The organism is Saccharothrix hoggarensis (assembly GCF_052936025.1).
The window spans coordinates 403,669-419,268 of record NZ_CP193624.1 but is presented as its reverse complement, the minus strand read 5'-3'; the positions used below and the strand labels follow the sequence as shown (position 1 = coordinate 419,268).

The window sequence follows — 15,600 nt, the reverse complement described above, 5'->3', positions numbered from 1 at the left end:
GACACGCCCCGAGCGCGGAACCCGGCCGACCTTCCGTGGAGCGGGAAACCCGTGCGAAGACCGTAGCAGGGCGCGTGCGCCCCGTCACAGGCGGCCCACCTCCTTAACAACGTGAAGTGGTCGGGCACGATCAGCCGCGTGGCGCCGGGACGGGAAGCGATCGTGCGGGCGGCGCTGGACCTGCTCGACGAGGTCGGCCTGACGCTGCGCCGCCTCGCGGCCGAGCCGGACGTGCGGGCGCCCGCGATCTACTGGCACGTGAAGAACAAGGCGGAGCCGCCGGAGGCGATGGCGGCGGCGATCTTCGCGGACGCGTTGGCGGGCCAGGAGTCGCCGCGCAGGGGCGAGTCGTGGGTCGAGTGGCTCGCGGGCACGGCCCACCGGCTGCCCGCCGCCGTGCTCTCCCACCGGGACGGCGCGCGGGTGTCCGGTCTGCGCCTGTCCCGGTTCGGCTAGTGCCCGCGGGCATCCGGGCGGTCACGCGGTTGTTGATCGCCCTGGACGAGAGCGGGAGTGACGTTGGTCACCTCGCGCTCTTGGCGGTCCGGCACGCGCCGGCCGTGCGGCCCGACACCGCGGACGCGCTGGCGGAGCTGTTCGAGGTGACGGGCTGGATTCTCTTCGAGGAGGAGCGGCAGGCGGAGGCGCACCGGCACAACGCGGCTGCGCTGGCGCTGGCCCGTGCGGCGGGGAACCGCGAGCTGGCGGCGTTGACCCTGTTGACCATGTCGATGCAACGCGCCCACGTCGGGCGGTTCGCCGAGGCGCTGCGCCTGGCGGACGCGGGCGAGGCGACCACCGGCTCGCCGAGGGTGCGGGCGATGTTCGCGCTGCGGCGGGCGCGCGCGTACTCCCGGATGGGGTTGGCGACGCCCGCGTTGCGCGCCCTCGACCGGTCGCGGGCGGCGTTGGACGACGACCCCTCGGCGCCGCCGTGGGCGTGGTGGATCGACGCGGCCGAGCTGGAGGCGCACCGCGGCGCGGTGCTGGCGAACCTGGGACGGCTGCACGAGGCCCTCCCGCTGCTGCGCGACGAGCCCGGCCCCCGGTTCCGAGAAGTGGTGCGCGCCATGCGTTACCGCACGCTCGTCGCGCTGGGCGAGTGGCACGGGCCGCCACCGGCGTTCACCAGCCCGCGGGCGCGGCGGACGGCCCGGCTGCCTGTCGCCGACCTGTCGACTCCCTGTTGATCCGGCCGCCGGCCCCGGACGGCCTCGCCCGCCGGGTGGCGGTGCCGCACCATGAGCGCGTGGACAAGGGCACAGCGGTCCGGCTGCTCGTGGTGGACGACGAGCCGCACATCGCGGACCTCGTGGCGACGGTCGCCCGGTACGAGGGCTGGCAGGCGGTGACGGCGGGCAGCGGCGAGGCCGCGCTGCGCGCCGCCGCGGACTTCCACCCCGACATCGTCGTGCTCGACCTGATGCTGCCCGACCTCGACGGCTTCACCGTGCTCGACCGGCTGCGGTCGGCGGGCGCGATGGTGCCGGTGGTGTTCCTGACCGCCCGCGACGGCACCGCCGACCGGGTCGCCGGCCTCACCCGCGGCGGTGACGACTACCTGGTCAAGCCGTTCTCGGTGGAGGAGCTGATGGCGCGGCTGCGGGCCGTGCTGCGGCGGTCCACCGGCCCGGCGTGGAAGCGGTCCGTGCTGAAGGTGGCGGACCTCGCGCTGGACGAGGACACCCGCGAGGTGCGGCGCGGCGGCCGGCTCGTCACGCTCACGCCCACCGAGTACGAGCTGCTGCGCTACCTGATGCGCCGCTCGCCCGCCGTGCTGACGAAGGCCCAGATCCTCGACCACGTCTGGGAGTACGACTTCGGCGGCCGGTCCAACGTGGTCGAGCTGGTCGTGTCGCACCTGCGGCGCAAGCTGGACGACGGCGGCGAGCCGCTGATCCACACCGTCCGCGGCGTGGGTTACGCGCTGCGGCGGGCGGCGGGGTGAAGCGCCGGCTCCGCCTCGGCACCCGTCTGGCGCTGGGCCTCGGCGCGCTCGCGCTGGCCGTGTTCGCGGTCGTCGGCACGGTGATGGCGACGAGCATGCACGGGTACCTGTCGCAGCGGCTCGACGCGCAGATGGAGCTCACCCAGACGTCGCTGAAGAAGGACTACGCCAAGAACGGCACGCTCAAGGGCGCCGCCTACGGCTGGTACTCCGTCGTCTACGAGGTGCGCGACGGGGTGGCCCGGCCGGTGAACCGCGACGACCTGCCCGCCGACGCCGAGGACATGGCCGAGGTCGCGCTGGAGGTCACCGGGGCGCGGACCGTGTACCGGACCGACCACCTCAGGGGCGACGGCACGTACCGGCTGCGCGGCTGCCCCGTGTCCGACGGCGTGGTGCTGGTGAGCGCGGCGCCGATGGACGACATCACGTGGACCGTGCGGCGGCTCGTCGTCGTGGAGGTCGCCACGTTCCTGCTGGCGCTGGTCGCGTTCGTGGTGATCGGGCGGGCCGTGCTGCGGCGCGGGCTGCGACCGTTGAGCGACATGGCCCGGACCGCGCACGACATCACGTCCCACGACCTGACCGACTCGGCGCGGCTGCCGGTGCGCGCGGAAGGCGGCGACGGCGGCGTGGAGGTCGAGGAGCTGCGCAGCGCGTTCAACACGATGTTGGAGCACATCGACTCGTCGCTGGCCGCCCGCACGGCCGCCGAGCAGCGGTTGCGCCGGTTCATCGCGGACGCGTCGCACGAGCTGCGCACGCCGTTGACGTCGATCCGGGGCTACGCGGACCTGTTCCGCTACGCGGCCGCCAACGCGCCGGAGGAGCGGGAGGCGCACCTGGAGAAGCTGCGCTCGGAGGCGTCGCGGATGAGCGTGCTGCTGGACGACCTGCTGCTGCTCGCCCGGCTCGACTCGGCGGAGCTGGAGACCCCGCTCCGCCTCACCGACGGCGACGTCGCCGCGCTGGCTCGGGAGGCAGCGGACGCGTTCCGCGCGGCCCGCCCCACCCACCCGCTGGCGCTGACCGTGCCGGACCGCCCGGTGCGCCTGGCGTTCGACCCGCTCCGCCTGCGCCAGGTCGTGGACAACCTGCTCACCAACGCCGCCGTGCACACGCCCGCGGGCACCGCCGTGGCGCTGTCCGTGGCGGAGTCCGCCGACGCGGTCGTGCTGGCGGTCGCCGACACCGGCCCCGGCATCCCGCCACCCGACCAGGCCCGCATCTTCGACCGCTTCTACCGCGTGGACGACTCACGCACCAGAGGCCGCGGCGGGAGCGGCCTGGGGTTGGCGGTGGCGCACTCCCTCGTCGCCGCGCACGGCGGCACGGTGGAGCTGGCGAGCAGGCCGGGTTCGACGGTCTTCACCGTGAACCTGCCGCGCCACCGCCACGACCGCTAACCCGCGTTGGACGACTCCGCCCACAGGTCGATGCCCGACTCGACGGCGTGCTCGTCGATCCGCTCCACCTCGTCGTCGGTCAGCGGCGGGCCGTCGAGGGCGGCGATGTTGTCCTCCAGCTGCCCCACGCTGCTCGCCCCGACGAGCACGGACGTGACGCGGTCGTCGCGCAGGGCCCAGGTGAGCGCCAGCTGCGCCAACGACTGGCCCCGGGACGCCGCGATCTCGTTCAGCGCCCGCACGTGCGCCAGGTTCGCCTCGCTCAGCAGGTCCGGCGACAGGGACTTGCCCTGCGTGGCCCGCGAGCCCTCCGGCACGCCGTGCAGGTACTTGTCGGTCAGCATGCCCTGCGCCAGCGGCGAGAACGCGATGCAGCCGACGCCCAGCTCACCGAGGGCGTCGAGCAGGTCGGTCTCGATCCACCGGTTGAGCATGGAGTACGACGGCTGGTGGATGAGCAGCGGCACGCCCGCCGTGCGCAGCAGCTCGGCCGCCTCGCGCGTCTTGGTCGCCGAGTACGACGAGATGCCGACGTACAGCGCCTTGCCCTGCTGGACGGCGCTGACCAGGGCGCCGACCGTCTCCTCCAGCGGCGTGTCCGGGTCGAACCGGTGCGAGTAGAAGATGTCCACGTAGTCGAGGCCGAGCCGGGACAGCGACTGGTCCAGCGACGCGGTCAGGTACTTGCGGGAGCCCCACTCGCCGTACGGGCCGGGCCACATGTCGTAGCCCGCCTTGGTCGACACCACCAGCTCGTCGCGGTGCGGGCGCAGGTCGGCGGCGAGCACGCGCCCGAAGTTGACCTCCGCCGAGCCGTACGGCGGGCCGTAGTTGTTGGCCAGGTCGAAGTGCGTGACGCCGAGGTCGAACGCCCGGCGGACGATGGCGCGCCCGGCCTCGTACGGCCGGTCGTCGCCGAAGTTGTGCCACAGGCCCAGCGACACGGCGGGCAGCTTCAGTCCGCTGCGCCCGCAGCGCCGGTAGGTCATCCGGTCGTACCGCGATGCGTCGGGTTGGTAGGCCACCCGCCCACCTTGGCACGGCGGTGCGCCGTTCGCCGTACCGGGACGGGCGCGAAGTTGGTCTTCTCGGACCGTACTCGGGCGCGGTCCCCGGAATCCGCCTGGTGTGCCCGCACACCGCTGTGCGGACGCCCGGACCGCGTGGGTCCGGCAGCACTAGTGGAAAGAGATCCACTGATGCAGCACTCATCCAGACGCGGCGTCCTGCTGGCCGTCGCGGCCCTGACCGCCTCGGCGGTGCAGTTCGCCCCGGCCGCCACCGCGGCTCCCGCTCCGGCGGCGGCCAGTCGGTGCGGACCGCTCGACGTCACGTTCGTGCTGGACGACACGGGCAGCATGGGCGGCGCGATCACGAACCTCAAGGCCGGCATCAACAGCATCGTCAACGACGTCGTCACCGCGTCGGGCGGCGACTACCAACTGGGGCTGGTGACGTTCAAGGACAACGTGTCCGTCCACAGCGACCTCGCGCCGGGCAACGCGGCGGCGGTGACGAACCACGTCACGAACACGCTGGCGGCCGGTGCGGGCAGCGGTGAGCCGGAGGCGTCCGACGAGGCCCTCAACACGGTGATCAACAACCTGGCGGCCGCGGGCAGGCCGCAGAACGTCGACTTCGACGGCGTGTGGCGCTCGAACGCGATGAAGTTCGTGGTCCTGGTGACCGACGCCAGGCCGGGCGGCTTCGACGACGTCCACGCCGCCGCGGACGTGGCGAACGCGTCCGCCCGCGCGAACGACGCCGTGGCGCGCGGGATCAAGGTCTCGTCGGTGTACGTGCCGACGTCCGCCGCGTTCAGCGGCACGATCACGCCGATCATGCAGAACTACGCCACGACGACGGGCGGCGCGTTCGTGCAGGCGTCGGCGAACGGCACGGGCACCGCGACGGCCATCCAGCAGTTCCTCGCGGACTGCCGGCAGACCGACGTCTTCCTCCACGACCAGCCCACGGACACCGGCGCCGAGCCGAACCCGAACGGCTCGGTGTGGCAGAGCCCCGACATCAAGGTCTGCCCCGGCCTCGCGGACTGCGCGGGCATCCAGCCGGTGGTGGGCGCGACGAACTACGTCCACGTGCGGCTGCACAACCCCGGCCCGTACGGCAGCGGGACGGGTCTGGGGACGTTGAAGGTCTACCGGACGCCCGCCGGCGGCTCGACGACGTGGGACAACGCCACCAACGGCGACTGGGTGTTCGTCGGCCAGCAGGCCGTGAGCGTGCCCGCCGGGGTGACCGTGGTGAAGATCCCGTGGGCGAACGTCCCGGGGCCGGGCCACTTCTGCCTGCTGGCGCGCTGGGTGTCGGCGACCGACCCGATGACGTTCGCCGAGGGCCCGAACACCGCGTTGAACACCAAGAACAACAACAACATCGCGTGGCGCAACCTGCAGACGGTGCGGGCGAAGCCGGCCGAGCCGGTGAAGTCGTGGTTCACCGTCGGCAACGCGACCGGCGGGCAGGTCAGGACCGACCTCGTGGTGACCGGCGTGAAGCCGCTGCCCGGGACGATCGTGATCGACCTCGGGCCGCGACTGTTCGAGCGGTGGCGCGCGGGCGGCGGCGCCGGCGAGGGCGTGAAGGCGGTCGGCGGGACGCTGGTGCAGGTGGACCCGCGGCGGGCCGTGCTGCGCGGGGTGGCCGTCGAGCCGGGCGAGCGGTTCACGACGGAGTTGACGTTCACGCCCGACGGGCAGGCGCCGGCGGGCGGGTACCTGACGCACGTGGTGCAGTTCGCGGGTGACGAGGACCTGGGCGGCGTGGGCTACGAGGTGATCGTGGACCGCGGGTAGCGGGGTCCGGTCGCGGCCCGTGGTCGTGACGGGCCGCGACCGCCACCGCGTTGGCGGGGCTTCCGGTCGGTTCCGCGGGGCGGGGCCGTATCATGATCAACACTTTGAGCCGGTGGCGGGACTTGAACCCGCAACCTTTCGCTTACAAGGCGAGTGCTCTGCCAATTGAGCTACACCGGCACGGCCAGGAGGCCGGGAACATCGTAAGCGCCCGCAGGGGGTGCTACCTGCGGCGAACGGTCTGCTCACCGTTGACCCGCGTTGGTCCATCCGGAGGTCGCGATACCGTCCGGGTGGCCCCGGCGACCCGGAAAACCGCTGGCCAGCGCCGTCAACAGTACTGAACGCCCTGTGATCAACTCACCCGTGGCGGGTACCCCTACCGGGGGTGGCGCATGACACAGCCCCGAATGTGACACGGTCGGGCGTGGCGGCCATGCGACCGAAGGAGGTGGCGCCGGGTGCGGCTGTGGCGCCGGCGGTACCGGAGCACCGACCAGACGACCCGACCCGTCGAGGGACCGTCCCTCCCGGACGACGCGACGGTGAACCTCGTCCTCGACCTCGCGCTGCGCGTGGGCGAGGCGCAGATGGCGGGCGGCGCGGGCGTGGCGGACGTCACCGCCACGATCCTCGCGGTGGCGCGCGCGTACGGGCTGCCGCACACCGAGGTCGACGTCATCTACACGTCGATCACGATCTCGTGCCACCGCGGCACGGACCACGCGCCGGTCACGATCATGCGGATCGTCCAGGGCCGCAGCGTCGACTACACCCGGCTGGCGGCCGTGGAGGACCTGATCCGGCGGATCACGTCGGCCGGGATCTCCGCCGCCGACGCGTCCGCCGAGATCGACCGCGTCACCCGCGCCGGCCACCCGTACCCGCGCTGGGTGGCGACGCTCGCGTGGGCGGGCATGGCGGCCGCGGTGGCGTTCCTGGTCGGCGGCGGCCCGCTCCTGGCGGCCACCGCGGCCGTCGTGACCGCGTTGATCGACCGCGTCGGCCGGCTGCTGAACCGCCGCGAGCTGCCGTTCTTCTTCCAGCAGGTGGTCGGCGGCGCGCTGGCCACCGCCGTGGCCCTGGCCATGTTCGCGACGGACCTGCTGCCGAGCGTGCGGCCGTCGTTGCTCATCGCGACCGGGATCGTGGTGCTGCTGTCCGGCCTGTCGCTCGTCGGCACGGTGCAGGACGCCATCACGGGCTACAACGTCACGGCGGCCGGCCGCGCGATGGAGGTGGCCCTGCTCACCGCGGGCCTCATCGCGGGCATCGCGCTGACGTTGCGCGCCGGCGTGCAACTCGGCGTGCGCACGAGCATCGCCGACCCCCTGCCGCCGCTGATCTCCGACGTGCCGATGCAGTTCGCGGCGGGCGCGGCGACGTCGGCGTTCTTCGCCCTGGCCAGCTACGCGCCGGTGCGCGCGCTGCCGATGGCCGCCGCCGCGGGCGCGGTCGGCACGGCGGGTTACGGGCTGCTCGCGGCGACCGGGACGAACGCGATCACGTCGGCCGCCGTCGCGGCGACCCTGGTGGGCTTCGGCGGCAAGGTCGTGTCCCGCCGGCTGAGGATGCCGCCGCTGCTCGTCGCCATCGCCGGCATGGTGCCGCTGCTGCCCGGCTGGACCACCTACCGGGGCCTCTACCAGCTCACGGCCGAGGGCGACGCGGCCGGGCTGTCGACCCTGGTGCTGGCCGCCGGCACGGCGCTGGCCCTCGCCGGCGGCGTCGTCCTGGGTGAACATCTGGGGCGCCCGGTGCGCACCGGCCTGGGCCGCCTGGCCGCCCGGTCGCGTCGGCGGGGCCCCGGCCAGACACTTTCCACGTGAGGTCGCCCACCTGACGAACTTTCGTCAAGTCAACACTGTGTGACGGGTGTGACGACAGGGCATCCAGCCTGCACGTTCCCACTAACCTCGACGTGGGCGAGACGAATCTCTTAGGAGGCGCTACCCGGTGAGCAGCATTGGCGAGAACGGCGCGGACTTCCTGGTCGTGGCCAACCGCCTCCCGGTTGACCTCGAGCGCCTGCCCGACGGCACCCAACGCTGGAAGCACAGCCCCGGCGGCCTGGTCACCGCCCTGGAACCGTTCCTGCGCACGCACAGCGGCGCGTGGGTCGGGTGGCCCGGCATCGCGGACGCCGAGGTGGACGCGTTCCAGGAGGACGGGCTCCAACTGCACCCGGTGACGTTGAGCGCCACCGAGGTGGCCGACTACTACGAGGGCTTCTCCAACGGCACGCTGTGGCCGCTGTACCACGACGTCGTCGCGCCGCCCGCGTTCCACCGGACCTGGTGGAACGCCTACGTGCGGGTCAACCAGCGGTTCGCGGACGTGACGGCGAAGGTGGCCGCGCAGGGCGCCACCGTGTGGGTGCAGGACTACCAGCTGCAGCTGGTGCCGGCGATGCTGCGCGAGCTGCGCCCGGACCTGCGGATCGGCTTCTTCCTGCACATCCCGTTCCCCCCGGTGGAGCTGTTCATGCAGCTGCCGTGGCGCACGGAGATCATCCGCGGCCTGCTGGGCGCCGACCTGGTCGGCTTCCACCGCCCCGGCGGCGCGCAGAACTTCCTGTGGCTGGCCCGGCGGTTGGTCGGCCTGGAACCGAGCCGGGGCGCGGTCGGCGTGCGCACCCGGCCGGGTGTGGTGCAGGTCGGTGATCGAACGGTCCGCGTCGGCGCGTTCCCGATTTCGATCGACTCCGCGGGACTCGACGCGCTCGCCCGCGACAAAGAAGTGCAAAAGCACGCCAAACAAATTCGAGCGGACCTCGGAAATCCGAAGAAGATCCTCCTCGGCGTCGACCGCCTCGACTACACCAAGGGCATCGACGTGCGGTTGCGCGCGTTGCACGAACTGCTCGCGGACGGCCGGGTGGACCCGAGCGAGGTCACCATGGTGCAGCTCGCGACGCCGAGCCGGGAGCGCGTCGAGCACTACCGGCAGATGCGGGGCGAGATCGAGCAGGCGGTCGGCCGGATCAACGGCGAGTTCTCGACCGTGGGCCACCCCGTGGTCCACTACCTGCACCAATCGGTCAACCGGCGCGAGCTGACGGCGTTCATGACGGCCGCGGACGTCATGGTGGTGACTCCGGTGCGTGACGGGATGAACCTGGTCTGCAAGGAGTACGTCGCCACCCGGTACGACCTCGGGGGCGCGCTGGTGCTGTCCGAGTTCGCGGGCGCGGCGGCCGAACTCACGAGCGCATTCCTCGTCAACCCGCACGACCTCGACGGCGTCAAGAACGCGTTGGAGGCCGCCCTCACGCTCGATCCGGCCGAGGGTCGCCGTAGGATGCGCGCGCTGCGCCGCCAAGTCCTCACGCACGACGTCGACCGATGGGCTCGATCGTTTCTTGATGCCTTGGGCACGCAGTCCACGATCTGAATCAGTTCAGAAACCTACCGACCTGTCCCACCGAGCATTGAGGAGGGGCGTTGACCGCCGAGGCCCTCCCCGCCGAACTTCGTCGTGCGATCGTGCAGCTGGCGCGCACACCGCGCCTGTTGGTCGCCTGCGACTACGACGGGACATTGGCTCCGATCGTGGCCAACCCGCAGGACGCCCGTCCGCTGCCCGAGTCGGTGGGCGCCTTGCGCTCCCTGGCCGGTCTGCACGAGACGACGACGGCGGTGATCTCCGGGCGCGCGCTGCGCGACCTGGCGACCCTGTCGCGCCTGCCGTCCGAGGTGCACCTGGTTGGTTCGCACGGTTCCGAGTTCGACGTCGGTTTCGTGCACGCGCTGGACGCTGACGCGAAAGCGCTGCACCGCCGTCTGGAAGTCCGACTTGAAGAGATCGTCGACGGCCACGAGGGCGTCGGTCTGGAGGTCAAACCCGCGAGCATCGCGGTGCACGTGCGCCGCGCCGACCCCGCCGTGGGCGAGCGGGTGCTCGAAGCCGTCCGCGCCGACCCGGCCACCTGGGACGGCGTGCAGGTCACCGAGGGCAAGGCGGTGATCGAGCTCGCCGTGGTGCAGACCGACAAGGGCCACGCCCTGGACGTCCTGCGGCACCGGGCGTCGGCGACCGCGGCCGTCTTCGTCGGCGACGACGTGACCGACGAGAAGGCGTTCGCCCGGCTGACCGGGCCGGACGTCGGCATCAAGGTGGGCGAGGGCGAGTCCCTGGCCCAGTACTACGTCGACGACACCGTGGACGTGGCCACCGTGCTGGCGTTCCTGCTGGAGGAGCGCCGGGCGTGGCTGCACGGCGACCAGGCCGTGCCGATCGAGCGGCTCACCATGCTCGCCAACGAGCGCTCGGTGGCGCTGCTCACCCCGGACGCCCGGCTCAACTGGCTGTGCCACCCCGAGCCGGACTCCGCGGCGGTGTTCGCCGACCTGCTCGGCGGCCCGGCGGCGGGCCACTTCTCGATCAAGCCGGAACACGGCTCGCTGCCCCTGGGCCAGCGGTACGTGCCGGGCACGATGATCGTGGAGACCCGCTGGTCGCGGCTGCTGGTCACGGACTACCTGGACCACGACCTGGCCTCGCACCGCACCGACCTGGTGCGGCGCATCTCCGGCTCGACCAACGCGGTGATCACGTTCGCGCCGCGTCCCGAGTTCGGCCAGGTGCCGGTGCGGCTGCTGCGCGAGCGCGACGGCCTGCGGGTCGTCGGCACCTCGGACCCGATGGTGCTGCGCTCGCCGGGCGTCGACTGGCAGATCACGTCCGACGGCATCCAGGAGACGGCGACCGCCGTGGTCCGCCCCCGCGAGGGCGCGCCGATCCTGCTGGAGCTGCGGTGCGGCACGGACGACCTGTCCGAGGCCACCCTGGGCGAGCCGGAGCGGCGCGCGCGGGCCGGGGCGTACTGGTCGGACTGGGCGGCGACGCTGAAGCTGCCGCCGGTCGAGTCGGACCTGGTGCTGCGGTCGGCGTTGACGCTGAAGGGCCTGGTGCACCACGACACCGGCGCGATCATGGCCGCCGCCACCACCTCGCTGCCCGAGGAGCTGGGCGGCATCCGGAACTGGGACTACCGGTACTGCTGGCTGCGCGACGCGGCCCTGACCGCCCAGGCCCTGGTGTCCGTCGGCTCGCTCGGCGAGGCGGAGGCGTTCCTCGGGTGGGTGCACGGCGTCCTGGCGACCCTGCCCGGCCCGGAGCGCCTGCACCCGCTGTACACGCTGCAGGGCACCATGCTGGGCGCCGAGGCCGTCATCGACACGCTCCCCGGTTACGCCGGGTCGCGGCCGGTGCGCGTGGGCAACCTGGCGAACCAGCAGGTGCAGCTGGACGTGTTCGGCCCCGTCGTGGACCTGGTGGTGCAGCTGGCCGCCGCGCGCGGTTCGCTGACCGACCAGGACTGGCGGATGGTGCAGGCGATGGCCGAGGCGGTCGCTCGCCGCTGGCACGAGCCCGACCACGGTATCTGGGAGGAGCGCCACGCTCCCCGTCACCACGTGTACTCGAAGGTCATGTGCTGGGTGACCCTCGACCGCGCGGTGACGTTGGCCGAGACGTACGGGCGCGAGGTGGACCCGTCCTGGCCGGTGCTGCGCGACACGATCGCGAACGACGTGCTCAAGCACGGCTGGAGCGACGAGGCGCAGTCCTTCACCACCGCGTACGACGGCGACGACCTCGACGCCGCGTCGCTGCACGTCGGGCTGTCGGGCCTGATCGACCCGACCGACGAGCGGTTCCAGGCCACGGTGACCGCGATCGAGGCGGAGCTGCGGTCCGGCTCCACCGTGTACCGGTACCGGCGTGACGACGGCCTGCCGGGCGACGAGGGCGGCTTCCACCTGTGCGCGGCGTGGATGATCGAGGCCTACCTGCTCACCGGGCGGCGCACGGAGGCCGAGGAGCTGTTCGCGCAGATGGTCGACGCGGCCGGCCCGACGGGCCTGCTGCCCGAGGAGTACGACCCGATCGCGGAGCGCTCCCTCGGCAACCACCCCCAGGCGTACAGCCACCTGGGTCTGATCCGCTGCGCCCAGCTGCTGGCGGCGAGCAAGTAGGGCGTTGGCGCCCGTGGGACGGCGTCCGGCCTCGGCCGGGCGCCGTTCCGCCGTTCCGGGCCGGTTCGGCGCGTCGGCCTACTTGGTGAGCTTCAGCAGTTGCAGGGCCTCGAACAGGTCGTTCGCGACGAGCGCGCGCGTGCCCTGGGGCAGCGGTCCGGCGTCCGGCGGCACGAGGGCCTTCGTGAAGCCGAGCCGGGCGGCCTCGGTGAGGCGTCGGCCGACCCCGTTGACGCGCCGCAGCTCGCCGGACAGCCCGACCTCGCCGACGACGACGAGGTCGTGCGGCAGGGGCAGGTCCGTGGCCGCCGAGGCGACCGCCAGCGCCACCGCGAGGTCCACGGCGGGCTCGACGAGCCGCATGCCGCCCACGGTGGCGGTGAAGACGTCCTTGTTGCCCAGCCCGACCCTGCCGCGCTTCTCCAGCACGGCGAGGACCATCGCGAGGCGGGCCGAGTCCAGGCCGCTGACGGCCCGCCTGGGCGCCGGGAGGGCCGTCGGGGTGACGAGGGCCTGCACCTCGCCCAGCATGGGCCTCTTGCCCTCCACGACGACCGTGACGGCCGTGCCGGACACCGCTTGGTCGCGGCGGTGCAGGAACAGGCCGGACGGGTCGGGCACGCCCGCGATGCCGTCGTCGCGCAGCTCGAAGCAACCGACCTCGTCGGCCGGGCCGAACCGGTTCTTCACGCCGCGCAGGAGGCGCAGGGTGGAGTGCCGGTCACCCTCGAACTGGAGCACCACGTCCACCAGGTGCTCCAGCACGCGCGGTCCGGCGACGGAGCCGTCCTTGGTGACGTGGCCGACCAGGACGACGGGCAGGCCGCGTTCCTTGGCGACCGCGATGAGGCCGGACGTGACGGCGCGGACCTGGCTGACGCCGCCGGGCGCCCCGTCGACGGCGGGCGAGGACATGGTCTGCACCGAGTCCACGATCAGCATGCTCGGCTTGACCACGTCCACCTGGCCGAGGACGGCGGAGATGTCGCTCTCGGCGGCCAGGAAGATCTCGTCGTGCAGGTTGCCGGTCCGGTCCGCGCGCAGCCGCACCTGCCCCGCCGACTCCTCACCGGTGACGTAGAGGCAGCGCCCCACCGACAGCGCCCACTGGTGCGCGACCTCCAGCAGCAACGTCGACTTGCCGACCCCCGGCTCCCCCGCCAGCAGCACCACGGCGCCCGGCACGAGCCCGCCCCCGAGCACCCGGTCCAGCTCCAGCACACCCGTCGACACGGCCCGCGCGGACTCGATGTCGACCTGCGCGATGGGCCGGGCCTCGCTGCTCGGCGTGCCCGCGAGGAACCGCGGAGCGGCGGAGGCGCCCCGCTCCTCCACCGTGCCCCAGGCCTGGCACTCCGGGCAGCGCCCGACCCACTTCGCCACCTCGTGCCCGCACTCGGCACACCGGTAGATCGCCTTGGCCGCCCGCACCGTCTTCGCCACGCCAGGAGGCTATCGGCCACCCCCGACACCGCCGGGAACCGATCACCACCGCACCACCCACGGGTGGCCAGCCCCACCCCCGTACCCACGCCCCGTACCCACGCCACCGCACGACGGCCGCCGAGCCCGTAGACGCACGAACCGCGCCCAACGGCCGCCCCAACCGCCGGTGCCGAACCGCATGCAACGGCCACCGTGCTCACACCGCCACAGCGTCCGACCAGCCCGAATTGTCGGTGGTCACCGGCACAATAAGAGCAGGGGTCCCCTTGCCGGGGACCCCTGCGACAGCGTTCGGCGGTGCGGTGCGCCCGTGGCGGGCGCGGTCGGTCGTCGGTGCTCAGTGGTCGGAGGGCGCGTCCTTGCGCGGCTCCGAGGTGGCGCCGATCGGCAGCTCCAGGGTCAGCTCCCCGGCCTTCTCGAACAGGAACGTCACGCGGATCGTCTCGCCCGGCCGCAGGGGCTTCTTCAGGCCCTTCAGCACGATCTTGACCTTGCCCGGCTCCGTCGGCTCGACCGAGGACGGCAGCTTCGTGCCCGTCGTGGGCGGGTTCGAGATGGACGTGCCGCCGCCCGGCGTGGTGGTGCCGGTCGGCGAGCCGGTGGTCGTCGTCGGCGCCGAACCCGTGGTCGTCGCGGCGCCGGTCGTCGAGACCGGGGCGGACGGGGCGGTGGTCAGCGACGGCGAAGCAGAGGCGGAGGCGGAGGCGGACTCCGACGGCTTGGCGGTCGTCGTGCCGTGGCTGCCGCCCTCCTCGTGGTCGGCTTCGGCCAGAACCGACGAGGCGGCCTCGAGCTCGACGTCGCCGGTGATCTGGGCCGGCGCCGAACCCTCGCTGGTCACGGCCAGCAGCTTGTCCGGGCCGGAGCCGTTGTTGGCGATCAGGACGGTGATCGGGACGTCCTCGCCCGCCTCGTAGGCGCCGTGCGAGGCCGGGAACAGGAACTGCGCGTCGCGGACGGCGACGTCTCCCACCTGGCCGCTGGCCCCGTTGACGGCGGCCACCTGGGTGTCCGTCTGCGTGACCTGACCTGCGCTGCAACCTGCGGCGGCCATGCCGAGGCCCGTCGCCAGGGCGGCCACGACGGCCAGGCGGCGCGGCGCTGGGGACTTCTTGAGTGCGCGACCCACGGCTGCTCGGATCCTTCCCGGTGTGCTGACCAGACGGGTCGTACCCGGTAGTAGCGGGTCCAACCACCAGTGGTGGAGCCTAACCGGGTGACGTGGGGCCGTCGGCACGTGGTGCCCCACACCGGACCGAAGTCACGCCGGGGCCTGCCCGAAGTCGGGTGCGGGCCGGGCGCGGCGGGACCGCGGGAAGCCCGCGTCCGGGGCGGCGCTCGTCCACTGTGGAGCAAGATCGACCACGGGCGTTGCATGCGACCGGGTGATTTGTCAACCCCCCGCGCGTGCCCTGACCAGCGCGAACCGATCTCCGGACGCCGATGAGGGGATTGCTCGGCGTGTTAGGATGGGGTTAGCGAAAGGGGCAGAGGACACATGGTTTTCAAGGTCGGAGAGACCGTCGTCTACCCGCACCACGGTGCCGCTCTCATCGAAGCAATCGAGACCCGTGTGATCAAGGGCGAGGAGAAGAAGTACCTCGTTCTCAAGGTTGCCCAGGGCGACCTCACGGTTCGCGTCCCCGCCGACAACGCCGAGATCGTGGGCGTTCGTGACGTCGTCGGCCAGGAGGGTCTTGACAAGGTCTTCGAGGTCTTGCGTGCTCCCCACACGGAGGAGCCGACCAACTGGTCCCGGCGGTACAAGGCCAACCTCGAGAAGCTCGCGTCCGGTGACGTGAACAAGGTGGCCGAAGTGGTGCGCGACCTCTGGCGGCGCGAGAAGGATCGCGGTCTGTCCGCTGGTGAGAAGCGGATGCTGGCGAAGGCTCGACAGATACTGGTTAGCGAACTGGCGCTGGCCGAGGGCACCGACGAGGACAAGGCTGAGGTCCTCCTCGACGAGGTCCTGGCTACCGCGTCCTGATCGACTCGACACTCGGAAA

Annotated in this window: 12 protein-coding genes and 1 tRNA gene; 9 read left to right on the top strand and 4 right to left on the bottom strand. The window is 72.6% G+C overall.

What is annotated here, in order from left to right; all coding sequences use genetic code 11:
• The first annotated feature begins 138 nt into the window (after positions 1-138).
• The 4 genes from ACRAKH_RS02140 to ACRAKH_RS02125 are packed head-to-tail and all read left to right on the top strand — an operon-like array spanning position 139 to position 3,354.
• Complete coding sequence (locus ACRAKH_RS02140; protein ID WP_380723982.1) at positions 139-456, top strand: hypothetical protein; 318 nt, start codon at positions 139-141, stop codon at positions 454-456.
• The gene (locus ACRAKH_RS02135) at positions 456-1,190 is read left to right on the top strand and encodes a hypothetical protein (protein ID WP_380723983.1); all 735 of its coding nucleotides are present in this window, start codon (positions 456-458) and stop codon (positions 1,188-1,190) included. The genes ACRAKH_RS02140 and ACRAKH_RS02135 overlap by 1 nt, the downstream gene beginning before the upstream one ends.
• Positions 1,191-1,249: 59 nt before the next feature.
• Positions 1,250-1,948, top strand: coding sequence for a response regulator transcription factor (locus ACRAKH_RS02130; protein WP_380723984.1), 699 nt, complete (start codon positions 1,250-1,252; stop codon positions 1,946-1,948).
• The gene (locus tag ACRAKH_RS02125) at positions 1,945-3,354 is read left to right on the top strand and encodes a sensor histidine kinase (protein WP_380723985.1); all 1,410 of its coding nucleotides are present in this window, start codon (positions 1,945-1,947) and stop codon (positions 3,352-3,354) included. The genes ACRAKH_RS02130 and ACRAKH_RS02125 overlap by 4 nt, the downstream gene beginning before the upstream one ends.
• On the opposite strand, the gene mgrA is transcribed toward ACRAKH_RS02125, so the two are convergent.
• A complete protein-coding gene (gene mgrA / locus ACRAKH_RS02120; protein WP_380723986.1) occupies positions 3,351-4,379 on the bottom strand; it encodes an L-glyceraldehyde 3-phosphate reductase in 1,029 nt (342 codons plus the stop codon). The two genes, ACRAKH_RS02125 and mgrA, sit on opposite strands and share 4 nt — an antisense overlap.
• A gap of 174 nt (positions 4,380-4,553) precedes the next feature.
• Between mgrA and ACRAKH_RS02115 the strand changes: the two genes are divergently transcribed.
• Positions 4,554-6,170 (top strand): vWA domain-containing protein, encoded by a 1,617-nt coding sequence (locus ACRAKH_RS02115; RefSeq protein WP_380723987.1) that lies wholly within the window; start codon positions 4,554-4,556, stop codon positions 6,168-6,170.
• A 107-nt stretch (positions 6,171-6,277) separates the two neighbouring features.
• Here the strand turns inward: ACRAKH_RS02115 and ACRAKH_RS02110 are convergent.
• A tRNA-Thr gene (locus tag ACRAKH_RS02110) sits at positions 6,278-6,350 on the bottom strand.
• A gap of 281 nt (positions 6,351-6,631) precedes the next feature.
• Between ACRAKH_RS02110 and ACRAKH_RS02105 the strand changes: the two genes are divergently transcribed.
• From ACRAKH_RS02105 to otsB, 3 genes are all read left to right on the top strand, one after another.
• Positions 6,632-7,999: a threonine/serine exporter family protein gene (locus ACRAKH_RS02105; protein ID WP_380723988.1), complete on the top strand. Its 1,368-nt coding sequence runs from the start codon at positions 6,632-6,634 to the stop codon at positions 7,997-7,999.
• A 127-nt stretch (positions 8,000-8,126) separates the two neighbouring features.
• On the top strand, positions 8,127-9,563 hold the full coding sequence (locus ACRAKH_RS02100) for an alpha,alpha-trehalose-phosphate synthase (UDP-forming) (RefSeq protein WP_380723989.1): 1,437 nt from the start codon (positions 8,127-8,129) through the stop codon (positions 9,561-9,563).
• Between the two features lie 50 nt (positions 9,564-9,613).
• Positions 9,614-12,148 carry a trehalose-phosphatase gene (gene otsB / locus ACRAKH_RS02095; protein ID WP_380723990.1) on the top strand — a complete coding sequence of 845 codons (2,535 nt, stop codon included), beginning with the start codon at positions 9,614-9,616 and terminating at the stop codon, positions 12,146-12,148.
• A 78-nt stretch (positions 12,149-12,226) separates the two neighbouring features.
• On the opposite strand, the gene radA is transcribed toward otsB, so the two are convergent.
• Together radA and ACRAKH_RS02085 are read right to left on the bottom strand one after the other, a co-directional pair.
• Positions 12,227-13,591, bottom strand: coding sequence for a DNA repair protein RadA (gene radA / locus ACRAKH_RS02090; RefSeq protein ID WP_380723991.1), 1,365 nt, complete (start codon positions 13,589-13,591; stop codon positions 12,227-12,229).
• A gap of 340 nt (positions 13,592-13,931) precedes the next feature.
• Positions 13,932-14,723: a hypothetical protein gene (locus tag ACRAKH_RS02085; protein WP_380723992.1), complete on the bottom strand. Its 792-nt coding sequence runs from the start codon at positions 14,721-14,723 to the stop codon at positions 13,932-13,934.
• Between the two features lie 369 nt (positions 14,724-15,092).
• Between ACRAKH_RS02085 and ACRAKH_RS02080 the strand changes: the two genes are divergently transcribed.
• The gene (locus tag ACRAKH_RS02080; RefSeq protein WP_012782996.1) at positions 15,093-15,581 is read left to right on the top strand and encodes a CarD family transcriptional regulator; all 489 of its coding nucleotides are present in this window, start codon (positions 15,093-15,095) and stop codon (positions 15,579-15,581) included.
• The last annotated feature ends 19 nt before the right edge of the window (positions 15,582-15,600 follow it).

Excerpts from the sequence above, each read along its gene's own strand:
- ACRAKH_RS02080 (WP_012782996.1), top strand. The coding sequence starts at position 15,093 with ATGGTTTTCAAGGTCGGAGAGACCGTCGTCTACCCGCACCACGGTGCC.
- ACRAKH_RS02115 (WP_380723987.1), top strand. The coding sequence starts at position 4,554 with ATGCAGCACTCATCCAGACGCGGCGTCCTGCTGGCCGTCGCGGCCCTG.